Origin of the sequence: uncultured Senegalimassilia sp. (assembly GCF_934636665.1) — a bacterium.
Classification (GTDB): domain Bacteria; phylum Actinomycetota; class Coriobacteriia; order Coriobacteriales; family Eggerthellaceae; genus Senegalimassilia.
The window spans coordinates 1-22,984 of sequence record NZ_CAKUAT010000018.1 but is presented as its reverse complement, the minus strand read 5'-3'; the positions used below and the strand labels follow the sequence as shown (position 1 = coordinate 22,984).

17 protein-coding genes are annotated in these 22,984 nt (G+C 63.8%); all 17 read right to left on the bottom strand.

All coding sequences use genetic code 11. The features are described from left to right. Nucleotides 1–58: 58 nt before the first annotated feature. A complete protein-coding gene (locus Q0G75_RS07860) occupies nt 59–652 on the bottom strand; it encodes an ATP-binding cassette domain-containing protein (RefSeq protein ID WP_294416522.1) in 594 nt (197 codons plus the stop codon). Continuing rightward, complete coding sequence (locus tag Q0G75_RS07855; RefSeq protein WP_294416524.1) at nt 646–1,800, bottom strand: ATP-binding cassette domain-containing protein; 1,155 nt, start codon at nt 1,798–1,800, stop codon at nt 646–648. Before Q0G75_RS07855 ends, Q0G75_RS07860 begins: the two co-directional genes overlap by 7 nt. Nucleotides 1,801–1,812: 12 nt before the next feature. Then, nucleotides 1,813–2,664: an ABC transporter permease gene (locus Q0G75_RS07850; RefSeq protein ID WP_294381197.1), complete on the bottom strand. Its 852-nt coding sequence runs from the start codon at nt 2,662–2,664 to the stop codon at nt 1,813–1,815. Beyond that, nucleotides 2,664–3,647, bottom strand: coding sequence for an ABC transporter permease (locus Q0G75_RS07845; protein ID WP_294416526.1), 984 nt, complete (start codon nt 3,645–3,647; stop codon nt 2,664–2,666). The genes Q0G75_RS07850 and Q0G75_RS07845 overlap by 1 nt, the downstream gene beginning before the upstream one ends. A 269-nt stretch (nt 3,648–3,916) precedes the next feature. After that, the gene (locus Q0G75_RS07840) at nt 3,917–5,551 is read right to left on the bottom strand and encodes an ABC transporter substrate-binding protein (protein WP_294416528.1); all 1,635 of its coding nucleotides are present in this window, start codon (nt 5,549–5,551) and stop codon (nt 3,917–3,919) included. 350 nt (nt 5,552–5,901) lie between these two features. After that, a complete protein-coding gene (gene ligA / locus Q0G75_RS07835) occupies nt 5,902–8,103 on the bottom strand; it encodes an NAD-dependent DNA ligase LigA (protein WP_294416530.1) in 2,202 nt (733 codons plus the stop codon). 351 nt (nt 8,104–8,454) lie between these two features. Further along, nucleotides 8,455–8,979, bottom strand: a complete 525-nt coding sequence (locus Q0G75_RS07830) for an HdeD family acid-resistance protein (RefSeq protein ID WP_294416531.1) — start codon at nt 8,977–8,979, stop codon at nt 8,455–8,457. A gap of 503 nt (nt 8,980–9,482) precedes the next feature. Next, a complete protein-coding gene (gene cysK, locus Q0G75_RS07825) occupies nt 9,483–10,415 on the bottom strand; it encodes a cysteine synthase A (RefSeq protein ID WP_294416544.1) in 933 nt (310 codons plus the stop codon). A gap of 209 nt (nt 10,416–10,624) precedes the next feature. Continuing rightward, entirely contained in the window at nt 10,625–11,062 is a 438-nt protein-coding gene (locus Q0G75_RS07820; protein WP_042435389.1) for an Rrf2 family transcriptional regulator, read from the bottom strand. A 115-nt stretch (nt 11,063–11,177) separates the two neighbouring features. Then, nucleotides 11,178–13,505: a YgiQ family radical SAM protein gene (locus tag Q0G75_RS07815; protein ID WP_294416533.1), complete on the bottom strand. Its 2,328-nt coding sequence runs from the start codon at nt 13,503–13,505 to the stop codon at nt 11,178–11,180. 197 nt (nt 13,506–13,702) lie between these two features. Continuing rightward, entirely contained in the window at nt 13,703–14,563 is an 861-nt protein-coding gene (locus tag Q0G75_RS07810) for a DUF4013 domain-containing protein (protein WP_294416535.1), read from the bottom strand. Nucleotides 14,564–14,847: 284 nt separating this feature from the next. Beyond that, a complete protein-coding gene (gene rplL / locus Q0G75_RS07805) occupies nt 14,848–15,222 on the bottom strand; it encodes a 50S ribosomal protein L7/L12 (RefSeq protein WP_294416537.1) in 375 nt (124 codons plus the stop codon). Nucleotides 15,223–15,316: 94 nt separating this feature from the next. After that, complete coding sequence (gene rplJ / locus Q0G75_RS07800; RefSeq protein WP_114620067.1) at nt 15,317–15,835, bottom strand: 50S ribosomal protein L10; 519 nt, start codon at nt 15,833–15,835, stop codon at nt 15,317–15,319. 187 nt (nt 15,836–16,022) lie between these two features. Then, on the bottom strand, nt 16,023–18,026 hold the full coding sequence (locus tag Q0G75_RS07795; RefSeq protein ID WP_294416539.1) for a Tat pathway signal sequence: 2,004 nt from the start codon (nt 18,024–18,026) through the stop codon (nt 16,023–16,025). A gap of 163 nt (nt 18,027–18,189) precedes the next feature. Next, nucleotides 18,190–20,865 carry an aconitate hydratase AcnA gene (gene acnA / locus Q0G75_RS07790; RefSeq protein WP_294416540.1) on the bottom strand — a complete coding sequence of 892 codons (2,676 nt, stop codon included), beginning with the start codon at nt 20,863–20,865 and terminating at the stop codon, nt 18,190–18,192. A gap of 98 nt (nt 20,866–20,963) precedes the next feature. Continuing rightward, nucleotides 20,964–22,061, bottom strand: a complete 1,098-nt coding sequence (locus tag Q0G75_RS07785; protein ID WP_294416542.1) for an isocitrate/isopropylmalate dehydrogenase family protein — start codon at nt 22,059–22,061, stop codon at nt 20,964–20,966. 87 nt (nt 22,062–22,148) lie between these two features. Next, a complete protein-coding gene (locus tag Q0G75_RS07780) occupies nt 22,149–22,757 on the bottom strand; it encodes a hypothetical protein (protein WP_294416543.1) in 609 nt (202 codons plus the stop codon). Nucleotides 22,758–22,984: the final 227 nt, after the last annotated feature.

Below are 22,984 nucleotides of genomic sequence, written 5' to 3'. Positions count from 1 at the left end.
TACCAGGCAATTTCGAAAACGGGTGGGCAAACGGGTGGGCGAAACGTCCAGGATTACGTTACGCCAGTGCGACCTCTCGAGTCGCGATGCGGGCGGTGAGCGCAGGGGTATGGGACACCAGCAACATGCCGGCGTTTTCTTGGGCGACGTAGTCTAGCAGCACGTGCCAGATGTGGGCTTGGGTGACCGCGTCGAGCATGGTGGACACCTCGTCGCAGATCAGGTAGCGCGGGCGCGTGGCCAGCGCGCGGGCGATGCAGAAGCGCTGCAGCTCGCCGCCGGACAGCTCGTGAGGAAAACGCTGCAGCCATTCATCGCGGATGCCCAGGTCGTCGAGCAGCTGCTGCGGCACCTCGCCCGCCTCCGCCAGCGTTTTGCGCATGCGCAGGCGCGGGTCCACCGCCTGCTCGGGATGCTGCTGGATCAACTGCACCGGGCACACGCCGCGACGCGGAAGCGGCTGCCCATCCACCAGCACCTGACCGGATTGCGGGCGCTCAAACCCGGCAAGCACGCGGCACAGCGTGGTTTTGCCGAACCCCGAGGGCGCCTGCAGCGCCACACGCTCGCCAGGTTCCACCTGCAAGTTGAACCCGCTGTACAGGGGCTTTGCGCCGGGATACCCGAACGTGATGTCTCTGGCCTCTAGCACGCGCCACCTTCCTTCCCATCGAAACCGTCCGCACCCTCGCGCGCCAGCTCCGGCTCATGCTCTTCTTCACGCTCGGACTCTGGCGCCAGCTCCTTCTCGTCTTCGCCCGCGCGGACTTGCTCCGCTTCTTTTCCATCCTTGCACCCGAACGCCGACGCCAGCACCTCTCCGCCTTCGCGCTCCGGCGCCTTCCCACCAGCGCTTTCGCCCACGGCGAAATCGTGCTCGGGGAGAGCGTGCCACAACTGGCGGGTGAACGGATGGCGCAGCAGGCTGGGATCGGCAAAGCTCGCCGTCGCCGTCTCCTCCACCACGGTTCCGTCCTTGAACACCGCCACGCGGTCGGCCACGCGCAGCGCCAGCTCGATATCGTGCGTGATCAGCAGCACGCCGTTGCCCTCGTTGGCGAAGGCGCGGAAGTCGTCGAGCGCGCGAACCGCCAGGTCAAGGTCAAGACCGGGCGTAGGCTCGTCGGCCACGATCACGCGAGGCGAATCCATGAGCGCGCAACACAGCAGCACACGGCGCGCCATGCCGCCCGACAGCTCGTGCGGGTACAGGCGCGCGACCTCGGGACCCAACCCGTAGCGCTCGAACAGCTGCGCGCGACGCGTTTTGCGCTCGGCCTTCGACAGGTCGTTCGCAAAACCCTCGACCTGCTTGCCCACGCGCATCATGGGGTCCAGATGGCTCACGCTTTGCGGCACGAGCGACAGCCCGTGCCCGCGCAGGGCGCGCAAACCCGCCGCATCCATGCGCTCGCCGTCGAACCAGATGTGCCCCGTCACCGTGGCGTTGGGCTCGAACAAGCCCAAAACCGCATCCGCCAGAAGCGTCTTGCCCGAGCCCGACGCGCCCACCACGGCCACGATCTCGCCGGTGTGCACAGCGATGCTCAACTCGTGAAGCACCTGCACATCGTGCTGCTTCGCCTTGAAATACGGCGCGTCCTCGTCGTACATGCGGAAGCTCACGCTCAGGTCCTCCACCTGCAGCAGGTGATGCCCGCCGCCGTGGCTCGACGTTGCCGCATGCGTATGATGATGGTGCAGCTGCGCACCCTCGTGCGCGGTGCGCTCATGCGCCAACTCGGCGGCTTTGCCCGCCGACGACGCCTCCATAGGCGCACCGCCGTTCGTCTTCGTCATCATCTTCCCTACCTACTTCTGCGCGGTATGCGGGTCGACCAGCTTGCGCAGGTTCTGCCCGGCCACGTCGAACAACAGCACCGTCGCCATAAGCGCCAGGCCGGGGAACACCGCCAGCCACCAGGCGCCCGTGGACAGATAGCTCATCGATTCGCTCAAGATCACGCCGATGGCCGGCTGCTCGGGCGGCAGGCCGAAGCCCAAAAACGTGATGGACGCCTCGTGCAGGATGGCGTGCGGGAACAGCAGGATCAAACCCACCACGAACTGCGGCAACACATACGGAACCATATGGCGAAGCGCGATGCGCGCCGGGCTTTGCCCCAGCTTGCGCGCAACCTCCACGAACTTCGACTGGCGGCATTGCAGCACCTCGGCGCGCACCACGCGGGCAAGGCTGGCCCAATGCGTCACGGCAACGCCGATGGTCACGCCCCAAAAGCCCTTCCCCAGCGCGAACGAGATGAGCACCAACAGCACGATGTGCGGAACGCCCATCATCAGGTCGATCATCCAGCTGACCACGGCATCCACGCGCTTGCCACCGAGCGCGGCGGCGCAGCCGAGCACCAACGCGATCACCGACGACACGGTAGCCGCCAGCAAGCCCACCAGCACGCTGGTGGAAAGGCCGGCCAGCGTGCGCGCCAGCATGTCGCGGCCCATCCAGTCGGTGCCGAAGGGATGCTCAAGCGAGGGCGCCAGGTTCTTCGCCGTGAAATCGGTGACCGTTGCCTGGCCGTACAGCGCGATGCCCGCCGCAACCACGGCCAGCAACGCAAAAGCCGCCAAAACGCACGCCGCCAGCGTGGCCGTGCGGTTGCCGCCCCTGCGCTGCGCAGGAGCATGGAGCACGTTTTCCATTACGCCCTCCCTTCGCTCACGCGCATGCGCGGGTCCAAAACGCCGTACAGGATATTCGCCAGCAAGTTTCCGCCGAACACCAACGCAGCGCTGACCAGGGCGATTCCGGCCAGAAGCGCCACATCGCCGCCCAGGCCGGCGGTGACGGCCGCCTGCCCCAGGCCCGGATACGAGAACACCTGCTCGACCAGCACCGAGCCGCCGAAGATCTCGGAGATGAACGCGCACTGCAGCGTAACCGCCGGCAGCGCCACATTGCGCAAACCATGGTGCAAAACCACGCTTAGCTCCGATTCGCCGCGGGCGCGCGCGAAGCGCACGTAATCGCTTTCCAGCACGTCGACCACCTTCTCGCGCGTGTGAAGCGCAATGTTGGCCACGCCCGTCACCGAAAGCGTGAGCGCGGGAAGCACCAGGTGGTGCGCTGCATCGGTCAGCGTCACGTCGGCCGCCGACACGCCGATGGGCACGGAGAACCCGATGGGGAACCACCCCAGCTGCACGGCGAAGATCATCAGAATAAGCAAACCAAGCCAAAACGTGGGCGTGGACGCCAGCAGGAAGCAGTAGCCGCGCACCACGCGGTCGACCGTCCCGCCGCGGCGCGCGCCGGCGACGACGCCCAACGCGAAACCCAGCACGCCGCTGACCAGCCATGCGATGCCCATGAGCGCTAGCGAGTTGGCCGCGCGGTGCGCGATCACCTCGGACACGGGCGCGTTGAACCTGAGCGACGTCCCCATATCGCCGTGCAAAAGCGCGCCCGCCCAGTTGGCGAACCGCTCCCAAAACGGCACGTCGCCGCCCCAATAGCTGGCCAACTGCGCGCGCTTGGCCTCCGACATGTTCACGTATGCGGCCTGTCCCACGTTGGCCTGGACGGGGTCGATAGGCGAGGCGCTCACCAGCGCGAACACCACCAGCCCCACCGCCAACATGAGCAGCACGAACCGCACGATATGTCGAGCAAGATACTTCGTCATACCTACTAATGTCCCAAATCTCGAAATCTTCCCCGGAAGCCCCTCGACTTCCAAGCTCAAAACCCCTTCGGCTGTCGAAGGGGCCTGCAATCTGCGGCCGGCCCACTTTCGAGCAGACGCTAAAGCCGCCCGGAAACCCCTCGGCTCCCGAGTCCCGAAGCCAAGCCGCAAGAACCGCAAAAGCGGGGCAAGCCCTACGGCAAGCCCCGCCAGCGAACAGGGGACGGAGGTGTGTTCACGAGCCCGCCCCTGCGGCGTTCAGCCGGTTGCTACCAGCTCCACTTATCCACGTTGTTCACGATCGACCAGCCATGACCATGCGGATGCGGCTTCTGCTCGGCAACCTTCAGGCCCTCGGCCACGAAGTACAGGTGGTCGACGTTGGCGAACCACACCCACGTGGCATCGCCCTGCGGCGCCGGGCCGTTCTCGCCGTCACACATGGCCAGCTTCCATTCGTCATACGAATCGGCAACCATGGGGTTGGCCAGCGCGGCGTTCAGGTGCGCATCGACCGCGGCGTTCTCGTAGCAAGAATAGTTGCCGTTGCCCTTGGAGTAGTTCAGGTTGTACACCTCGATCGGGCTGTTGGAGCCCCAACCCCACACGACCGGATCGCTGAACTGGTGCTGATAGATGTCGTCCCAGCTTGCGCCCTTCGGCGTCACCTTGATACCCAGCTCGTTCATCTGGTTGGCGAACTCCATGGCAATGGCCTGACGCACCGAGTCGGAGGAGGAATAGTATAGGTCGAACGCGGCTGCCACGCCGTCCTTGACGCGCACGCCATCAGCGCCGGCCACCCAGCCCGCCTCGTCGAGCAGGGCCTTTGCGCGCGCAAGGTCCTCTTCGCACTTCATGGCGTCGGACGACCAGGGCATGTTGTCGCCCACGCTGTAGGCGATCTGGCCGTAGCCGTTCAACACGTTGTCGATGAGCGTCTGACGCTTCACGCCGTAGTTGATGGCGCGGCGTAGCGCCAGATCTTGCGTCACCGCGTTGCCGGCGGGATACTCCTCGCCCGTCTGCTTCTTGGTAGCGCCCGGCGCGATGGTGGGCAGGGAGATGCCGCGCGAGTCGACGGACGCGCAGTTCAGCAGGTCGTAACCCTTCGGCTGCTGGTTGGCGAAGGTGGCCGACGTGAACGCAACGTCCACCTGGCCGGAACGGGCGGCCGCCAGACTGGCGTCCTCCTCCATGAACACCACCACGACGCGCTCGATCTTCGGCGCCTCGCCGTAGTAGTCGGGATTGGCCTTCAGGATGACCTGCTGGCCGCGGTCCCACTGCTCGAGCATGTAACGGCCGCTGCCCACCGGATTGCTGCCGTAGTCGGCATCATGGCCGCCATCAGGCACGATGCCGATAACTGCCAGCGTGTACAGCAACGCGTTGAACGGCTTGTTCAGATGAATCTCGCAAGTCTCGTCGTCAACGGCGACGGCCTCGTCGACCATGGTCAGGTCGCACTCGCTGGCCTCGTTGTTGGCCACGCCGTTGATGGTGTAGGCAACGTCATGGGCGGTAACAGGTTTGCCGTTAGTGAACTTGGCGTCGGTGCGAATGGTGAACGTCCAGGTCAGGCTATCGTCGCTGCACGAGTAAGCCGTTGCCAGGTCGTTCTCGAAGCCCATGTCGGCCTTCGTGGTCAGAAGCGTGGACTGGATAAGCGGCTCGTGCACATGCTCGCCGCAGCCCCAGGAAACGAACGGATCGAAACCGGCAGCAGGCTCGCTGCTCACCGGCATGGAAACGGTAACCTGAGAAGCGTGCTCCCCGCTAGCGGCGGAGCCGGAGCCCGCATTGGAGCCGCCAGCGCAGGCGCTCAACACGCCGCCAAAGCCTACTGCAGCGACGCTTACGCCCGCCACCTGCAAAAACGTACGCCTGGAGAAGCTCTTCATCAAGAAATCCTTTCATCGACCAGGCGAAGGCACGCGACGTCTGCGATTTCATTGCGCGCCTGCCCGGTGTTACGAGGTATCAATCCGTAACACACTATAGCAGGCGCGGTATTGGATATGATGTTACGAATCTCAAATTCGTAACTCCTTCATGCGAACGGCCCCGAAACACCGGCATCCGGTCGATTTTCGCGGACGTCTCACATGGCGGACCGGCTCGGGCGAGGCTACCGCGAGCAAACGCGCGCCGCGGTCGGTAGATTCTCGTGCGGGCAAACGTCGCGAAAAACGCCCGCAAGCAGCACACGCCGGCAACGCTTGCGAAACACTCCAGACAGCGCCGCCGCTCGCTATTCCCCGTCCGCCGTCGGGGCCTCGCCCGTCTCGATGATGTGCAGCAGCGCCGCCTCGTCCAGCACGGGGACGCCCAGCGCCACGGCCTTATCGTACTTGCTGCCCGCCGCCTCGCCGGCCACCACGAAGCTCGTCTTCTTCGACACGCTGCCCGACACCTTCGCACCGCGCGCCTTCAGCGCCGCGCCGGCCTCGTCGCGTTTCATGCCGCTTTGCGTCAGGCTGCCGGTCAGCACGAACGTCAGCCCCTCGAGCGTCTGCGGCAGCGCATCGGCGGTTTCCGCCTCCACGTCGTCGGCCAGACGCACGCCGTGCTTCGCCAGACGCTCGATGACCTGCACGTTGTCGGGCGTGCGCAGGAACAGGTACGTGGAATGCGCGATCTTCGGGCCCACGCCGTCCACCGCCGCCAGCTGCTCCTCGGTGGCCGCCATCAGCGCATTCATGCTCGGGAACGCGCGCGCCAGCGTTTCGGCCATGGTTTTGCCCACGTGGCGCATTCCCAGGCCGAACAGCGGGCGGGCGAACGGACGCGTACGCGACTCGTCGATGGCCGCCACCAGTTTCTTCGCGATGGTCTGCCCCAAGCAGATGGGCTCGCCCTCCTTGTTCGTGCGGCCCGTTTGCAGCTGCGCCAGCTCCACCTCGTCGAGCGTGTAGTAATCCGCCACGTCGCTCACGCGACCGGATTCCACCAGCCGGCGCACGATCTCCTCGCCCATGCCGTCGATGTCCATGGCGCCGCGGCTAGCCCAGTGCAGCAGACGCTCAAGCGCCTGAGCAGGACAATCGATGGAAATGCAGCGGTAATCCGCCTCGCCGTCCTCGCGGACCACGGGGCTGCCGCAGCTCGGGCACTCCTTGGGCATGCTCCAAGGCTGCGCGTCGGCCGGACGCAGGCTGAGCACGGGGCCTAGCACCTCGGGAATCACGTCGCCAGCCTTGCGCACGATGACCGTGTCGCCCACGCGCACGTCCTTGCGCAGCACCTCGTCCTCGTTGTGCAGCGTGGCGCGCGCCACGGTCGAGCCCGCCACCAGCACCGGGTCCATCTCCGCCACCGGCGTCAGCTTGCCCGTGCGCCCCACCTGCACGGTAATGTCGCGCAAAAGCGTGGTCTTCTCTTCGGGCGGGAACTTGAACGCGATGGCCCAGCGCGGCGCGCGGGCCGTGTAGCCCATGGCCTCCTGCTTCGCGAACGAGTTCACCTTCACTACCACGCCGTCGATGTCGTAGGGCAGCGCATCGCGGCGCTCCAGGCTTTTGCGGCAGAACTCGTGCACCTCCTCCGCGCTGCTGACCAACGCGATGTCAGGGTTCACGTGGAATCCCGCCTCGCCCAGCCATGTGAGCAGGTCCCACTGCGTTTCCGCCACCAGCTTTCGCTCGTCGCCCACGGCGTACACGAACGTGGAAAGGTCGCGATGCGCCGTGATCTGCGGGTCCTTCTGGCGAAGGCTGCCCGCTGCGGCGTTGCGCGGGTTGGCGAACGGCTGCTTGCCGTTGGCCTCGGCGGCGGCGTTGAGCGACTCGAAGCTGGTCTTGGGCATATAGCATTCGCCGCGCAGCTCGATGGAAACGTCGGCGTCGCGGATGCCGGCCATGGCGCCGTCGCGCAGACGCAGCGGCACGTCCTTCACCGTGCGCACGTTCACCGTGATGTCCTCGCCCGTGGTGCCGTCGCCGCGCGTGGCCGCGCGGATAAGGCGGCCTCCCTCGTAGGTGAACGCCACCGACGAGCCGTCGATCTTCAGCTCGCACACCAGCTCGGGAATGGTGCCGAAGAATTCCTTGACGCGCGCCAGCCATTCGTCGAGCTCCTCGGCGCCCATGGCATCGTCGAGCGAGTACATGCGGCGCTCGTGCTGGATGGGCGCGAACTGTTCGCCCACGTAACCGCCCACGCGCTGCGTGGGGCTGGACGGGTCGATGAGCTCGGGGTGCGCCGCCTCGAGCGCGCGCAGCTCGTGCATCAGCGAGTCGAACGCGGCGTCGCTGATGGCGGGCGCGTCCTTGGCGTAGTACAGGTAGCTGTTGTGCTCGATCTCGCGGCGCAGCGCCTCGATGCGCGCCGCCGGATCGCCGGTCGCCTCCGCCAGCGCCTCCCCGCTTAGCAGGGACTGCTGCTCGATGACCTGGTCGTTCGCCTGCTCATTCGCCTGGTCGTCCACCTGGCCGTCCACCTGCTCGTTCGCCATCTCAAGCCCTTTCACTCGCCGCTTCGTCCGCAGCTCCGTCCGCCACCTCATTCGCAGCTTCATTCGCCGCCCCGGCCAACGCAGCACCGCGCAACCGCGGCGTGCCAGCCGATAAGAAAGCCTCGGGCACATGCCCGAGGCCCATTTTTCCGTTGCGATTTTATCACGCGCGCACGGCACCAGCCGAAACCCGACGCAGCGCACACGCCTTTGCCCAGCCACCGGTCAAAGCATTACCGAACGAACGCGTCCTCGCCCGGCGCACCGGCCGACCAGCTTACCTACTTGCCAACCGGCAAGCCCGCCAAGCAGCTATCGAGCGATACGCCCAAAGCCGGCAAACCCGCAGCGCTACATAGCGATATAACGGCCCGCGTTCCAACCGTACACCATCAGGGTTGCAGCGCGCACCAGCAGGATGACGGCCAGGAAGATGCTGAGCATCTGGGGCATGACGAAGAACGCGATGCCGCACAACACGTTCAGCACGCCGCTGAACAGGCCCCATCCCCACATCGGGACGCCCCAGCCGTGCGCCTTCACCGATGCGAAGATCTCAAACACGCCGAACGCCACGAAGCACACGCCCACCAGCCACGGCACCACCGCGGAGAACGCAAGCGGGTGCAGCAAGAAGATCAGGCCAAGCAGCACATCGATGATGGCGTAGGCAAGCTCCCAGCCGCTGCGCGGCAGGATGTTGCGCAGCCTGATGTAGCTGATGATGTCGAACACGCCCGCCACCAGGAAGAACGCGCCCACCACGGCCGCAATGGTCACGATGGTCAACCCCGGTGCCAACATGCAGAAGAAGCCAGCCGCCGCCAGTGCGACGCCCGCGAAAATCAATCCCCAGTCATGCTTGCTCGCGCTCATGATGCGCCCCTTTCCCCGATAACCTTTCGTGCGAGACGGGAGCCCCGTCACTATCGCATCAGACGGGCTTTCCCGTCCTTATCGCGTTGGGCGGGTTTCCCCCACCCCCAACGTTTTCCTTATTGTACCCAAGGTCGCGCTCGCGCGGCACTCAATCGGCGAATCGTAACGAGCTCGTAGCCCGCGTCAACCGCAAAAGCCCACCATACGCAGAATGACCCTGTGCCGGCCGCAAAACCTAATTTACACGCAACCCCGCTTCACGCACAAAGGCTCGCCAAAACCGCAAGCGCTGATGAGATCGCAACCAAACGACGCCCATCCGATCTGCAAAGGCTCGTTTTCGCAGCTGGCCCTACGTTCGCTACAACGCCCACCCCGCACGCAAACCCCCGCCTAACGCGCAAGGCGCCCCGCTCCTGTTTGGAGCGGGGCGCCTTCGCCGAGTTCTCTCTTATCCGCCAGCCTGCGTCGCTTCGCCGCAAACAGGCGGTTTGCGTTCCCTAGAAGTTGAACATCGCCGTGGACAGGTAACGCTCGCCGGTGTCGGGAAGCACCGCCACGATCAGCTTGCCCTTGTTCTCGGGGCGCTGCGCCAGCTTCGTTGCGGCGGCAACCGCGGCGCCGGAGGAGATGCCCACCAACAGGCCATCCTTGCCCGCCAGCTCGCGACCGGCCTGGAACGCCTCCTCATCGGTGATGGGCAGCACCTCGTCGTAGACCGACTGGTCCAGCGTGTCGGGCACGAAGCCCGCGCCGATGCCCTGGATCTTGTGCGCGCCGCCATGGCCCTCGCTCAGCACCGGGGAGCCGGCGGGCTCGACGGCGACCACCTTGATGTCGGGGTTCTGCGACTTCAGGTACTTGCCCGTGCCGGAAAGCGTGCCGCCGGTGCCCACGCCGGCGACCAGGATGTCCACCTTGCCGTCGGTGTCCGCCCAGATCTCGGGGCCGGTGGTGCGCTCGTGGACGGCAGGGTTGGCCGGGTTCGTGAACTGGCTGGGGATGAACGAGTTCGGGATCTCCTCGGCCAGCTCGGACGCGCGGGCGATGGCGCCCTTCATGCCCTTGCTGCCGTCGGTGAGCACCAGCTCGGCGCCGTAAGCCTTCATGAGGTTGCGGCGCTCGACCGACATGGTTTCCGGCATGGTGATGATGATGCGGTTGCCGCGGGCGGCGGCCAGCGAGCACAGGCCGATGCCGGTGTTGCCAGAGGTCGGCTCGATGATGACGGTGTCGGCATCCAGCTTGCCCTCGGCCTCGGCCTGGTCGAGCATCGCCTTCGCGATACGGTCCTTCACCGACCCTGCCGGGTTGAACAGCTCCACCTTGCCCACGATGGTGGCCTCAAGGTTATGGTTCTTCTCGTAGTTGGACAGCTCCACCAGCGGAGTGCCGCCGATCAACTCGGACACGCTCTTGTAGATGGCCATGATGTTCCTCTCTCGCTTGTCCGCCGTTGATTGCCACGTGCGGAACGCCGTTTTCATGCCTGTTATCCTACTATGTCTCTAGGCAATGTCAATATCTATTTCAAAATATTATCCCGTATTTCCGGCGGATTGGTGGGTATTACATCGCCTTACCGGTGTTTCCACGGGTAGATAGCGAAAAGGGCGCAAGCTTGAAAGCTCGCGCCCTTCCGTTAAATCGAATAACTGTCCGCAGCCACCGCTGAATGCTCGTCGATGATGCTCTGCAGCGTGATGCCGCCCAGATACTCGTTGATCACCTTGTACAGCCCGCGCCATACACCCAGCTCCATGCAGGGAACCGGCATATTGCAGTCGAAGGTGTCATCCTCCAGGCACGACGCCGGCGCAAGCGAGCCCTCGGTGACCCGCAGCACATCAAGCACGGTGATCACGCTGGCCGGTTTCGCCAGCTGATAGCCGCCGGCAGCGCCGCGCACCGAGCGCACTAGCTTCGCCGTGACCACGTTCGACACGATCTGCTCCAGGTACTTCTTCGAGATGCCCAGCGACTCGGACACCTCTTTCAGCGACACGGGGCCGCCGCCATCATGCTCCGCCAGATACAGCATCAAGCGAACCGCGTACAGGCCCTTCGTTGAGATCTTCATGCGCGCTGCCGCCTTTCTTCCGCAGGGGAAAAGCGTCGACGGCCTAAGCGCCGACGCCGTTGAATGCAACCCCTATAGTATACCCTCTCCACCTAGGGAATATGCTGTGATTCAGCTAGCGCCGAGGCGCTTTCCCGCGCGTGCCGTTGCCTTTGCCGCCGCCGTTCGGGGAACCGCCGCGCTTGCCCGCGTTCGCGCCGCCCGAAGAGCCCCCTCGGCCTCCCGCGCCCCCTGCAGCGAGACCGCTTCCGCCGAAGCCTCCTGCACCGCCGCGCTTCCCGGCACCGGCCGCACCGCGGCTTCCGGAGACGCCCTTGCCGCCGCCCGAACCCTGGCCGCCTTCACGGCCCTTCGGCCCGCGCATCGCGTTCTTCGCGCCCGCCACGCCCTTCTTCGCGCCAGCGCCATGCCCGCCTTCGCCCTTATAGGGCCTGATCAGGCACTTCGGACCGAACCCGATCAGGTCGGTGCGGCCCGCCTTGCGCAGCGCCTCCATCACCAGGTCGTGGTTCTTCGGGTCGCGATACTGGATAAGGGCGCGCTGCAGCGCCTTCTCGTGCGGGCTTTTCGGCACGAACACGCGCTCCATGGTACGCGGGTCCACGCCCGTGAAGTACATGGCCGTGGACATGGTGGACGGCGTGGGGTAGAAATCCTGCACCTGCTCGGGGTTGAACCCCATGTCGCGCACGTATTCCGCCAGCTCGATGGCCTCATCGAGCGTGCTTCCAGGGTGCGAGGACATCAGGTACGGCACCACGAACTGCTTCAGCCCGCAAGCGTCGTTGGCCTGCTGGAACAGCTTCACGAACTTCTCGTACACCTGATGCTGCGGTTTGCCCATCACGCCGAGCACGGCGTTGGAAACATGCTCGGGCGCCACGCGCAGCTGCCCGCTCACGTGGTGCTCGCACAGCTCGCGCACGAACGCCTCGCCCTTGTTACGGTCGGCCAGCACGTAGTCGAAGCGGATGCCCGAGCGCACGAATACCTTCTTCACGCCAGGTAACTCGCGCAGTTCGCGCAAAAGCTGCAGGTAGTCCGTGTGGTCGGCGTTCAGCTTGCGGCACGGCTGCGGCGACAGGCAGTGCTTGTTGCGGCACGCGCCGCGGCGCAGCTGCGCATCGCACGCAGGCTGGCGATAGTCAGCCGTGGGGCCGCCCACATCGTGGATATAGCCCTTGAACTCCGGGTCGGCGACCATCTGCTTCGCTTCTTCCACGATAGACTCGTGGCTTCGCACCTGCACGATGCGCCCCTGATGGAACGTCAGCGCGCAAAACGCGCACTCGCCGAAGCAGCCGCGATTGCTGGTCAGGCTGAACTTCACCTCTCGGATTGCCGGAATGCCACCGGCCTCCTCGTACATGGGGTGGTACGCGCGCGCATACGGCAGGCGGTAGACCGCGTCCATCTCCGAGGTGGTCAACGGCTTGCTCGGCGGGTTCTGCACCACGAACTCATGATCGGAATAAGGCTCTACCAGGCGTTTTCCCGTGAAAGGGTCGCTGTTGCCGTATTGCACGTTGAAACTGCGCGCGTACTCGAGGCTGTCCTTCTGCATGCTATCGAACGAGGGCAAAAGCTCGTAATCGTACACGTGCTCAAGCGTTTTCGCGCGATACACCGTGCCGTCGATGAACGTGATGTCGGACACGTCAAGACCGGCCGCCAGCGCATCGGCAATCTCCACGATGGAATGCTCACCCATGCCGTAGCTGACCAGGTCGGCGCCGGAATCAAGCAGGATCGAACGCTTCAGCTTGTCCGACCAGTAATCATAATGAGCCAAACGGCGAAGCGAGGCCTCGATACCGCCCAGCACGATGGGAACGTCCTTGTACGTGCGGCGAATCAGGTTGCCGTAAACCACCGCCGCGCGATCGGGGCGAAGCCCCATTTCACCGCCGGGCGAGAACGCATCGGTACTACGATGCTTCTTGGCAACTGTATAGTGATTCACCATCGAATCCATGTTGCCGGCGGAAACCAGGAATCCCAGCCGGGGCTTTCCCAGAACCGTGATGCTTTCGGGGTCGCGCCAATCAGGCTGGCAGATCACGCCGACCTTATAATGGTTCGCCTCAAGCAGACGCGTGATGATGGCCATGCCGAACGAAGGATGGTCGACGTAAGCATCGCCGCACACGAACACGAAGTCGCAGCAGTCCCACCCGCGCTCCTCCATATCGACGCGGCTAACCGGCAAGAACGCGCTGCGCGGCGGCAGGGACGCCTTAGGCTTGGGCTGCTTGGTCGCAGGTGCTGTCGCGAAATCGCCACGCGATGCGCGCGCCTTGCCCGAGCCGTGCGAGCTTTGCTGCTTACCCGAACCTCGGGAACCTTGCGCCTTGTTCAACCCATGCGCGCTCTTCGGTTTGCCCGAGCCATGCGCCTTCTCGGAATCGCGACGGCCAGCGCCAGCAACGGGGCCTTCGCCCAAACGCTTATCCTCACGCGACGCGTACCGGGAGTCCTGCTTTCCCGACGCAGTCCGTTTACCCTGTCGCCCCGAGCCGCGCTGTGCTGCACCGCCCTGCGCGCCGCCGCGGCGCGACGGCTTACCGCTGCGATTGCCTGCATGCCCTTCGGATGCGCCTCGCGACCCTTGGCCTCTATTCCCTTGTTTCACGGAACCGCCTATCTCGGCGCCCCGTTGGACGCCATCTCGAACGGCATGGGGTCATCCTGACCGCGCCATGCCGGAACGTCGAATTGCCTTGTCCAGTATCCCACGGCGCGCGCCTGCATCACCACCGCGAACGCCGATGCCGCCGAAACTACCACAGCCAAGACAAGACAGACGACGACTAGGCACATACCCGCAGCGACGACAAACATCATGTCAGGCGCGGTACCGTTGGAGAACAGCCCATACGCTCCCACACCGATAACGCCCCCGACCAAAAGCAACCCGACGATCCCTGTAACCACTGCCGGAACGATGGCAAGCACAATGGAAAGCCCCAGCACGCACAGCAGGCCCTTCATGTCATGGCGCATCATAGCCCACAATCGAGGAACCTGAAAACCAGGCCCCAAGCGTCCATAGATACTCGCACGGATGGACGCCACCAGGAAAAACATGAGGGACGCCAAGGAAACCGCAAGGCTGAACAGGGAATACACCGGGTTCACAACCGCAGCATCGCCGGCACCGCCCCAAACGGCATGCGAAACGTTGCTCAAGCCGCGTCCCGCAAGCGCATCCCAACAGCCCTCGAGCGCTGCGGGGATCACCACGCAGCACACGATGCAGATTGCAAGCACGATCAGCCCGCGGCGATACAGCAGGCCGTCCTCGTTCCCGAAGATACGCGCAGGCATGGGCATATGCACGCCCCAGGCAATGTCGCGCGCCCAACCGAACGCATAGCCCAGCAGCACCACCGGGCCGAAAACCGGGATGAACGCGATCAGGCCCAACAAGAACATCTTCCCCAGCCAGCCTTGGGAGCTTTTCACATCGTTCCATGCGGCGCTGAAATACCCTGTCTGCATGGCGCTTCCTTCCCGTCGTGCTTCTTCGCGATAATACCAACTCGTCTTCCAGGAACGTTACACGCCCTACGCAAGCAACGCCGCATCCGTAACCATTCTGTTGCGTTCCGAAGCGCGAACGCACGGCGAAAGCGTGAACCGGGGACGGAGGCATGTTCACGTGTTTAGCCCTTGGGAACCCGAGATGCCGCCGTGAACAAACCTCCTTCCCCGGTTCACAATCCCAAACAAAAAAGGACCCGCTGCAAGCAGCGGGTCCTGTAAAAGCAGTCGGAAGACTGAATTTACTTCAGGGTCACAGCGGCGCCGGCCTCTTCCAGAGCCTTCTTGATCTCCTCAGCCTTGTCCTTGGCCACACCCTCCTGGATGGTGGAAGGAGCACCCTCGACGGTCTCCTTAGCTTCCTTCAGGCCCTGGCCGGTGATCTCACGGACAGCCTTGATGACAGCGATCTTGTTGTCGCCGAAGCCCTCGAGCACGACGTCGAACTCGGACTTCTCCTCAGCGGCAGCAGCGCCAGCAGCCGGAGCAGCAGCAACGGCAACCGGAGCAGCAGCGGACACGCCAAAGGTCTCCTCGATGTCCTTGACCAGCTCAGAAGCCTCGAGCAGGGACATTTCCTTCAGAGCCTCGATGATCTCTTCGCGAGAAACAGCCATGTTAGTTTCCTTTCAAAGGGGCTGGATCATCCTTATGTTCCAGCCGAAATTTCAAATGCATTATGCGGCACGTCTTATGCCGCAAGAAGCTTGCTTACGCAACCTTCTGATCGGCAACGGCCTTTGCGACCTGAGCCAGGCCACGCGGCACACCGTTGATAGCGGTTGCCAGACCCTGAGCCACACCGTTGATGGCAGCAGCGATGTGAGCGTACAGCTCCTCGCGAGAGGGCAGGGAAGCGATGGCCTCCACCTCTGCGGCGCTGACTGCAGCACCCTCCATCAAGCCACCCTTGATCTGCAGGTTCTCGTTGGACTTGGCGAATTCCTTGACGGCCTTCGCGGCAGCAGCAACATCGGAACCGGCGAACACGAATGCGCTCGGGCCATGCAGCATGTCGTCCAGCGTAGGCAGCTCGGACTCGGACAGAGCGATGCGCATAACGGTGTTCTTGTACACCTTCATGCATGCACCGGACTCGCGGACTGCGTTGCGCAGAGCCTCGACCTCCTTGACGGTCAGACCGCAGGCGTCGACGACCCACACAGCACCCGCACCCTCCAGATCTTCCTTGATCGCGGACAGCATGGATTGGTTCTTTGCGTTCGGCATTGTTACACCTCCTTCTTCTCAAACTCGGGTTCCGCCCCATGCGGGTGGAGTCGCGCTTGAGAAAAAGAACGACCCCTGCCGTCCTAAGACACAGGGGTCGTTGAAGTGCGATACTTAACAACCACCTCGGCGGGCCGCAATTGCTTGCGATTGAACCTTTCGGTGCCTGCTGTCTCGGGCAGCGGAACTATTGTTGTTGCTCCGTCTTCTGCTGGTCGGCCGTTTCCGCGGTTTGTTCAACCGTCTTTGCGGCCTGCTCAGAAGATGACTTACCTATAGTATCAGATTTATTCTGCGTGTCAACAAGTTCTTGGACGGAATTCGTGGTATCGCCGGCGATGTACTTGAAGGTGATGGTATCGCCTTCCCTATAGCCCACGATGCCGAGCTGCGCAGGCAAGGCGAAATCGTAGATACCCTCAACGCCTTCCAGCGTCACATAGAAGTGGGAGTTGCCGTCCAGGACCGCCTGCGTCATGCTGCGGATTGCGCCCGTCTGCTCCTGCGTGTTGGCCTCCGCGGCATCGCCGGAAAGCGTTCCGCTGGTTGCCAGCATCGCCTGATAGGACTTCTGCGTCTCCGCAACCGTGTCGCCCGTTGCCACGTTCTGGTAATGCTGGATGTCCACCATCGCGAACTTCTTCACGGTGCCCGCGTTATCCTTCAGCGCCATGAAGTACGTCGGCTGCTCGGACACGTTGATCAGGATGGGGAACGTGGCGGAGTAACGCAGGTTCTGCACCGCGCCCTCGGCCGACTGCATGGCCGATTCCTCGGTAGCGCCCGCCACCGGATAGTAATGGGATTCCGCCGTGCGCTGGTTCACCAGCACGAAGCCAACGATGGAGTTGTCCGCCGTAGCCGACGTCACGCCCGTGTACACCCACACGTCATCGTCCTTGGCAATATAGTTGTAGCCCACGTTGCCATCGGTGCCCGGCGTGGTCTGCACCACGTTCTTCTGGCCCAGCCAGCTGTTCAGCCAGCCGTCCTGGTACTTACCCGACCAGTTGTACTGCTGGATAAGCAGCTCGGCCGGATAGGCGCGGTCGACCCATTGGGGTACATCGTCGATAGCCAGGTCCGTGCACTCGCCCGTGGTAGCGTTCACCATGACCACGCGCTCGATGGTGGTACCGCCGAACAGGCCGATGGTACGCGTCTGCACCGGGCAGATCCACCAGGGCTGGCCGTCCTCATCGATCTCGAACGACTTCTCATCGAACATGTAGAAGGGGTACTTCAACTGCACGTAGCGGTCGATGTTGCGTGCCAACGGCTCGGAGCGCGAATAGAAGATGGCGCGGTCGCCCAGCTTCACAATCTGCGCATCCTGCGTGGTCATGTCCACCAGCGCGTACGCCGGGATGCCCTCGGCTCGGTTCGTCAGCCACTTGAACAGGTCGGCATAGCCCAGCGGGCTCACGCGCACGGGCGTGCCCTGGTAGTTGATCTGGCTATACGTGCCTGCGATCTCGAACTGGCTGACATACTCGGGGATGTTGCCCATAGCGCGATTGCCCAGCAGCGTCGCGGAATCGCGGTCGATAATGGGAATCTCGGAGTAGTCGACCTGCTGGATATCCTGCGCGAAGTCAGCGTCCTGCGTTTCCAGCACGCTGGCGTACTTGGCCGCGTTGCCGGGGAACACCGACAGCGACGCCAAAGCGCCAACCACGCCGACCAGCGCGATGGCCACGGGAATCCACGACGCCACCTTGAACGCCTTCGCCTTCGTGCGGCTGGGGTCCACCTTGCTGTTGCCCGTTTCGTACGTGCGCGACTTCACGTTCCACAGCAGGAACAGCGGCAGCAGGATGAACACGACCACGAACATCCACGTATCCACGCTGTGGATGTTGATCGGCGGATGGAACCACCAGTAGGCCGCCGCCACGATCAGCAGCACCAACACCGCGGTGATGATGAGCGCCTTCTTGCCCATCTTGCCCATCTTATCGCCGAACGAGAACTCGGGGATGCCCCCGCCGTTGCCGCCCTTGTTGCCGCGGCCGCCGCTGAACGCGGTGAACGGGTTTTCGGAACCTTGGCTACCGGCACCGCCTCCCGACGAGCTGCCCGCACCCCCTTCGCCGGAGGCGCCAGCGGGCCCTCCGAAGCCTGCGCCCATATCGAAGCCCGATTGCTTCAGGGCGTCGATGAGCGATTCAAAACCGGATGTCTGTTTCACGGCATCCCTTTCTCCATTGATGGATGAACAATGTTCCACATTGTAGCGGAACGCGTCCAGCTTCCCTTGAAACCGAACGCGTTCCGTTACCTTTTATATTCGTTGCGATGACGGCCGGCCAACGCCGCCCGCCTCCGCGGCGCGCAACGCCAACCCGCTGCCCCTATTTCGCCAGCTGGCGAAGGACGTACTGCAGGATGCCGCCATGCTCGAAGTACTTGCCTTCCGTGGGCGTGTCCACGCGGACCGTCGCCTTGAAAGCGACCTCGGTCCCGTCGGCCTTCTTCGCCGTCACATCCACCACGCGCGGCTCGGGCAGGCCCTTCGAAAAGTCCACGGCACCGACCGTGTACTGCTCGGAGCCGTCCAGGCCCAGGCTCTCGGCGCTTTCGCCCTCTTCGAACTGCAGCGGCATCACGCCCATGCCGATAAGGTTCGAGCGATGGATGCGCTCGAAGCTTTCCGCGAACGCCGCGCGGATACCCAGCAGCATGGGGCCCTTCGCCGCCCAGTCGCGCGAGCTGCCGCTTCCGTACATCTTGCCGGCAACCACGACCAGCGGCACGTCGGCCCGCTCATAGTCCATTGCCGCATCGAACAACGGGGTGATCTCATCCTTCAGGAAGTCGCGCGTCCAGCCGCCCTTCTTGCCTTCCGCCAGTTTGTTGGACAGCTTCACGTTGGCGAACGTTCCGCGCATCATGACCTCATGGTTGCCGCGACGGGCGCCGTAGGTGTTGAAGTCTGCCGGAACGACATCGCGCTCCTCCAGGTACTTCGCCGCCGGGGAGTCCAGCGCGATGCTGCCCGCGGGCGAGATATGGTCGGTGGTGATGAAGTCGCCCAAGAAGGCCAGCGCTCGCGCATCCTTGATGGGCTCGGCCGGCGCAGGCTGCGCGCCCATGCCGTCGAAGTACGGCGCGCGGCGCACATACGTGGAGGCCTCGTCCCACGCGAACGTGTCGGACGGCTCGCTTCCAAGCTGCTGCCAGGCGGCGTCGCCGTCGTACAGGCCGCGCGAGCCCTCCTCGTAGAGTTCCTTCGTGGCGAAGTTCTTCAGCAGGTCGGCAACCTCGGCATCGGTCGGCCAGATGTCGGCCAGCTTCACCGGCGTGCCGTCGGCGCGTTCGCCCAGCACGGCATTGGGCAGGTCCACGTCCATGGTGCCAGCCAGCGAGTAGGCGATCACCGTTGCCGGAGCGCCCAGATAGTTCTGCGACACGTCGGGCGAGATACGGCCCTCGAAGTTGCGGTTGCCCGAAAGCACGCTGGCAAGCTCCAGGTCGTCGGCGATGTCATGCAGCGCCGGCAGAATGGGGCCGGAATTGCCGATGCAGCTCATGCAGCCGAAACCGCACGTGTAAAAGCCCAGTTCGCGCAGGCCGTCCAGCAGGCCGGCGCGCTCAAGCAGCAACTCGGTGGCATGGCTGCCCGGAGCCAGGATGCACTTCACCCACGGCTTCGGCTTCAACCCCGCCTCGGCTGCCTTCTTTGCCACCAGGCCCGCCGTCAGCATCATGGAGGGGTCGGTAGCGGTTGTGCAGCTGGTCACCGCGGCGATGGCAAGCGCGCCATGGCCCAGCTCGCAAGCCTGGCCGTTCACGTCGACCGTTTCCTTCTTACCCAGGTCAAGGCCGCGATCGGCGCAAATCTCATGGAAGCGCTCCTGCGCCTGCTCAAGGAAGATGCGGTCATGCGGGCGCGACGGGCCGGCGATGCTGCGCTTCACGCTGCCCAGATCCAGCTCGACCACGTCGGCGTACACGCGCTCGGGCGCCTGCGGGTCGTTCCAGAAGCCCTGCGCCTTCGCATACTGCTCGACCAGCGCCACCTGCTGCTCGCTGCGACCGGTCAGGCGCAGATACGCCAGCGTCTGCTCGTCAACGGGGAACAGCGTGCAGGTGCTGCCGTATTCCGGCGTCATGTTGGAGATGCACGTGCGCTGGGTGGCGTTCAGGCTGTCCAGGCCGGGGCCGAAGCACTCGACGAAGCAACCGACAACACCCTTCTCGCGCAGCATCTTCGCGAACGTCAGCGCCACGTCCATGGCGGCAACGCCCTCGGACAGCTTGCCCGTCAGGCGCACGCCCACAACCTTGGGAACCAGCGTGGTAATCGGCTGGCCCAGCGCGGCGGCCTCGGCCTCGATGCCACCGACGCCCCATCCCAGCACGCCGATGCCGTTGGCGGTAGGCGTATGGCTGTCCGTGCCCACCAGGGTGTCGAAGTACACCGTGGGGTTCTCGCCCTCCGGCGTTTCCACACCGGCAACCGTGGAGGTCATGGCAACCTGCGCGAACTGCTCGATGTTCAGCTGATGGCAGATGCCCGCTCCCGGAGGGACGATGCGCACGTTCTGGAACGACTTCTGCGCCCACTTCAGGAAGTTATAGCGCTCGCCGTTGCGCTGGAACTCCAGCTCCATGTTCTTCTCCATGGCGCAGGAGCAGCCAGCCACATCGGCGATGACCGAGTGGTCGATGACCAGATCGCAAGGAATCTGCGGATTGATTTTCGCCGGGTCGCCGCCCAGGTTCGCGCAGGCCTCGCGCATCACGGCGAAATCCACGAACACCGGCACGCCCGTGAAGTCCTGGAACAGCACGCGCGCAGGGCTGAACTCGACCTCGCTGCCCACCTCGCCCGCGCAACCGGCCTCGACCACGCGCTTGGCCAGGTCGGAAGCCGCCTCCGGGCTCTCGGCATTGCGCAGCACGTTTTCGAGCAGCACCTTCAGCGCATATGGAAGCTTCTCGGAGCCCTCAACCTGCTCAACCGGATAGTAGGTGTAAGCCGCATCGCCCACGGAAAGGGTAGCGGCGAACTTCTCGTTCTTCATATCGTCCCCTCTTGGTGCATGTCGCACCCTGATATCGATCTTGCTGAACACGATACAGCCGGCTTCCCGCAAATCACCGGCCGACGTCTACCGAACGATTACGCCTGAGCCTTGATGGCGGCGATAAGCGCCTCGGTGAACTCGGTGCAGCTTGCCGCCGGGGCGCTGCTACCGGTGGCCTTGCGGATATCGCCCGTCAGCATGGAGCCGTCGGCGTACACGGCGCGGACGCCGCGACGGATGCGCTCGGCGATCTCCAGCTCCCCAAGATGGTCGAGCATCATGGCCGCGGACATGATCTCCGCGGTGGGATTGGCCTTGTTCTGGCCAGCGATGTCGGGAGCGGAGCCATGCACGGCCTCGAACACCGCGTATTCCTTGCCGATGTTCGCGCCCGGGGCGATACCCAGGCCGCCGACCAGGCCCGCGGCCAGGTCGCTGGCAATGTCGCCGTACAGGTTGGGGAACACCACCACGTCGAACTGCGCCGGGTCGATAACCATGTTCATGCAGAACGCGTCGATGATGCGGTCGTCAAACTCCACGCGGCCCTCGTATTCCTTGGCCACCTCGCGTGCCGTGCGCAGGAACAAGCCGTCGGAGTACTTCATGATGTTGGCCTTATGAGCAGCGGTGACCTTTTTGCGACCATGCTTCAGCGCGTATTCGAAGGCATAGCGCACGATGTTCTGGGTAGCCGTGATAGAAATAGGCTTGATGGAGATGCCGGAATCGGGACGGATAACGCCCGCGCCCTCGTCCTCGCAGAACTTGATGAGCTTCGAAGCGGCTTCAGAGCCCTCTTCGAATTCCACGCCTGCATACAGGTCCTCGGAGTTTTCGCGGACGATGACCAGATCGACGTCGTCATAACGGCCACCAGCACCGGGCATGGACAGCACCGGACGCAAGCACACATACAAATCAAGCGTTTTGCGAAGCGCAACGTTGACGCTGCGGAAACCGGTTCCAACGGGAGTGGTGCACGGACCCTTGATGGCAACCTTGTTGCGCTTCACCGCCTCGATGGTCTCGTCAGGCAGCGGAGTGCCCGTTTTCTCGGCGCATGCCGCACCGGCCTCAGCGACTTCCCAAACGATGTCCGCACCTGCGGCTTCCACAACCTGCTGCATCGCAGCAGACGTTTCCAAGCCGATGCCGTCACCCGGAATCAAGGTTACAGTATGCTGTGCCATTGCCACTCCTTCTGTCCTGCGCCGCAGCGCATACGGGTTGAAAGAAACAGGCTGCACCGCAACGCGGCACAGCCCGAGGTTCCAAGTTTATTGGCCTTGAACGTTGTCAATGATGGTTTGCGCCTTGCGCTTCAAGGCACCCCTGCCATTATGCGCATCAAACGACATACGTTCAACAAGTGCTTCCTTAACGTGCTCCGAAAGCTTGCCAGTGGCGAACTCCGAAACGGCATTCAGCATGTCGTTGAACTCGACATCGCCGTGATAGCACTGGATAGCTTCGTCGATGAGCGGCCAGACGTTCTCGCTGCGCTTTTCGGTGGTAGCGCCATACGCGCAGAAGAAGCGCATGGCAGCCAGGCGCACGAACCCGTTCTCCTCATCGAACAGCGCGTTCTCGGCGCCAGCAAGCGCCTTGTCGGTGCAACGCGACTCAACGGGAACGAGCGCGGTGAGCGCATCCAGGCTTTCCCAGCGGGTCTGAGCCTCAGGACGATTGAGCGCATCCACCAAATCAGACGCGTAGGGAACGAGCAGCTCGGGGCTGACCTTCGCAACAAAAGCCAGGGAGCCTGCTGCATTCTGTCGATTACGACGCGAAGAGTCGCCCAATTGCGCAACCAATCGCTTGAATTTGTCCTCGTTCGTAAGCGCCTCACGCGCCACGAATTCGATGACATCCATGCTTCCAGCCATGTGGTAATCCTCCATACCGCCTAGTATTTTCCAAGGTCATTATACCTTTTTGCGATTACAAGCCCCGCATTCAGCGCAGAATTAACACGGCGGTAAACTGGGTTTTAGGGGCTTTTGCGACGAATAGCCCACATCAGGCAAAGTCTGCGCGTCTGCGCGTCTGCGCGTCTGCGCGTCTGCGCGTCTGCGCGTCTGCGCGTCTGCGCGTCTGCGCGTCTGCGCGTCTG

Coding starts and splice junctions, on each gene's coding strand:
- ligA (WP_294416530.1), bottom strand. CDS start 8,103: ATGGCGAACGAGCAGGTGGACGGCCAGGTGGACGACCAGGCGAATGAG.
- Q0G75_RS07855 (WP_294416524.1), bottom strand. CDS start 1,800: ATGACGAAGACGAACGGCGGTGCGCCTATGGAGGCGTCGTCGGCGGGC.
- Q0G75_RS07810 (WP_294416535.1), bottom strand. CDS start 14,563: ATGCAGACAGGGTATTTCAGCGCCGCATGGAACGATGTGAAAAGCTCC.
- Q0G75_RS07850 (WP_294381197.1), bottom strand. CDS start 2,664: ATGGAAAACGTGCTCCATGCTCCTGCGCAGCGCAGGGGCGGCAACCGC.
- rplJ (WP_114620067.1), bottom strand. CDS start 15,835: ATGCCGAACGCAAAGAACCAATCCATGCTGTCCGCGATCAAGGAAGAT.
- Q0G75_RS07780 (WP_294416543.1), bottom strand. CDS start 22,757: ATGGCTGGAAGCATGGATGTCATCGAATTCGTGGCGCGTGAGGCGCTT.
- rplL (WP_294416537.1), bottom strand. CDS start 15,222: ATGGCTGTTTCTCGCGAAGAGATCATCGAGGCTCTGAAGGAAATGTCC.
- acnA (WP_294416540.1), bottom strand. CDS start 20,865: ATGAAGAACGAGAAGTTCGCCGCTACCCTTTCCGTGGGCGATGCGGCT.
- Q0G75_RS07820 (WP_042435389.1), bottom strand. CDS start 11,062: ATGAAGATCTCAACGAAGGGCCTGTACGCGGTTCGCTTGATGCTGTAT.
- Q0G75_RS07840 (WP_294416528.1), bottom strand. CDS start 5,551: ATGAAGAGCTTCTCCAGGCGTACGTTTTTGCAGGTGGCGGGCGTAAGC.
- Q0G75_RS07830 (WP_294416531.1), bottom strand. CDS start 8,979: ATGAGCGCGAGCAAGCATGACTGGGGATTGATTTTCGCGGGCGTCGCA.
- Q0G75_RS07785 (WP_294416542.1), bottom strand. CDS start 22,061: ATGGCACAGCATACTGTAACCTTGATTCCGGGTGACGGCATCGGCTTG.
- Q0G75_RS07845 (WP_294416526.1), bottom strand. CDS start 3,647: ATGACGAAGTATCTTGCTCGACATATCGTGCGGTTCGTGCTGCTCATG.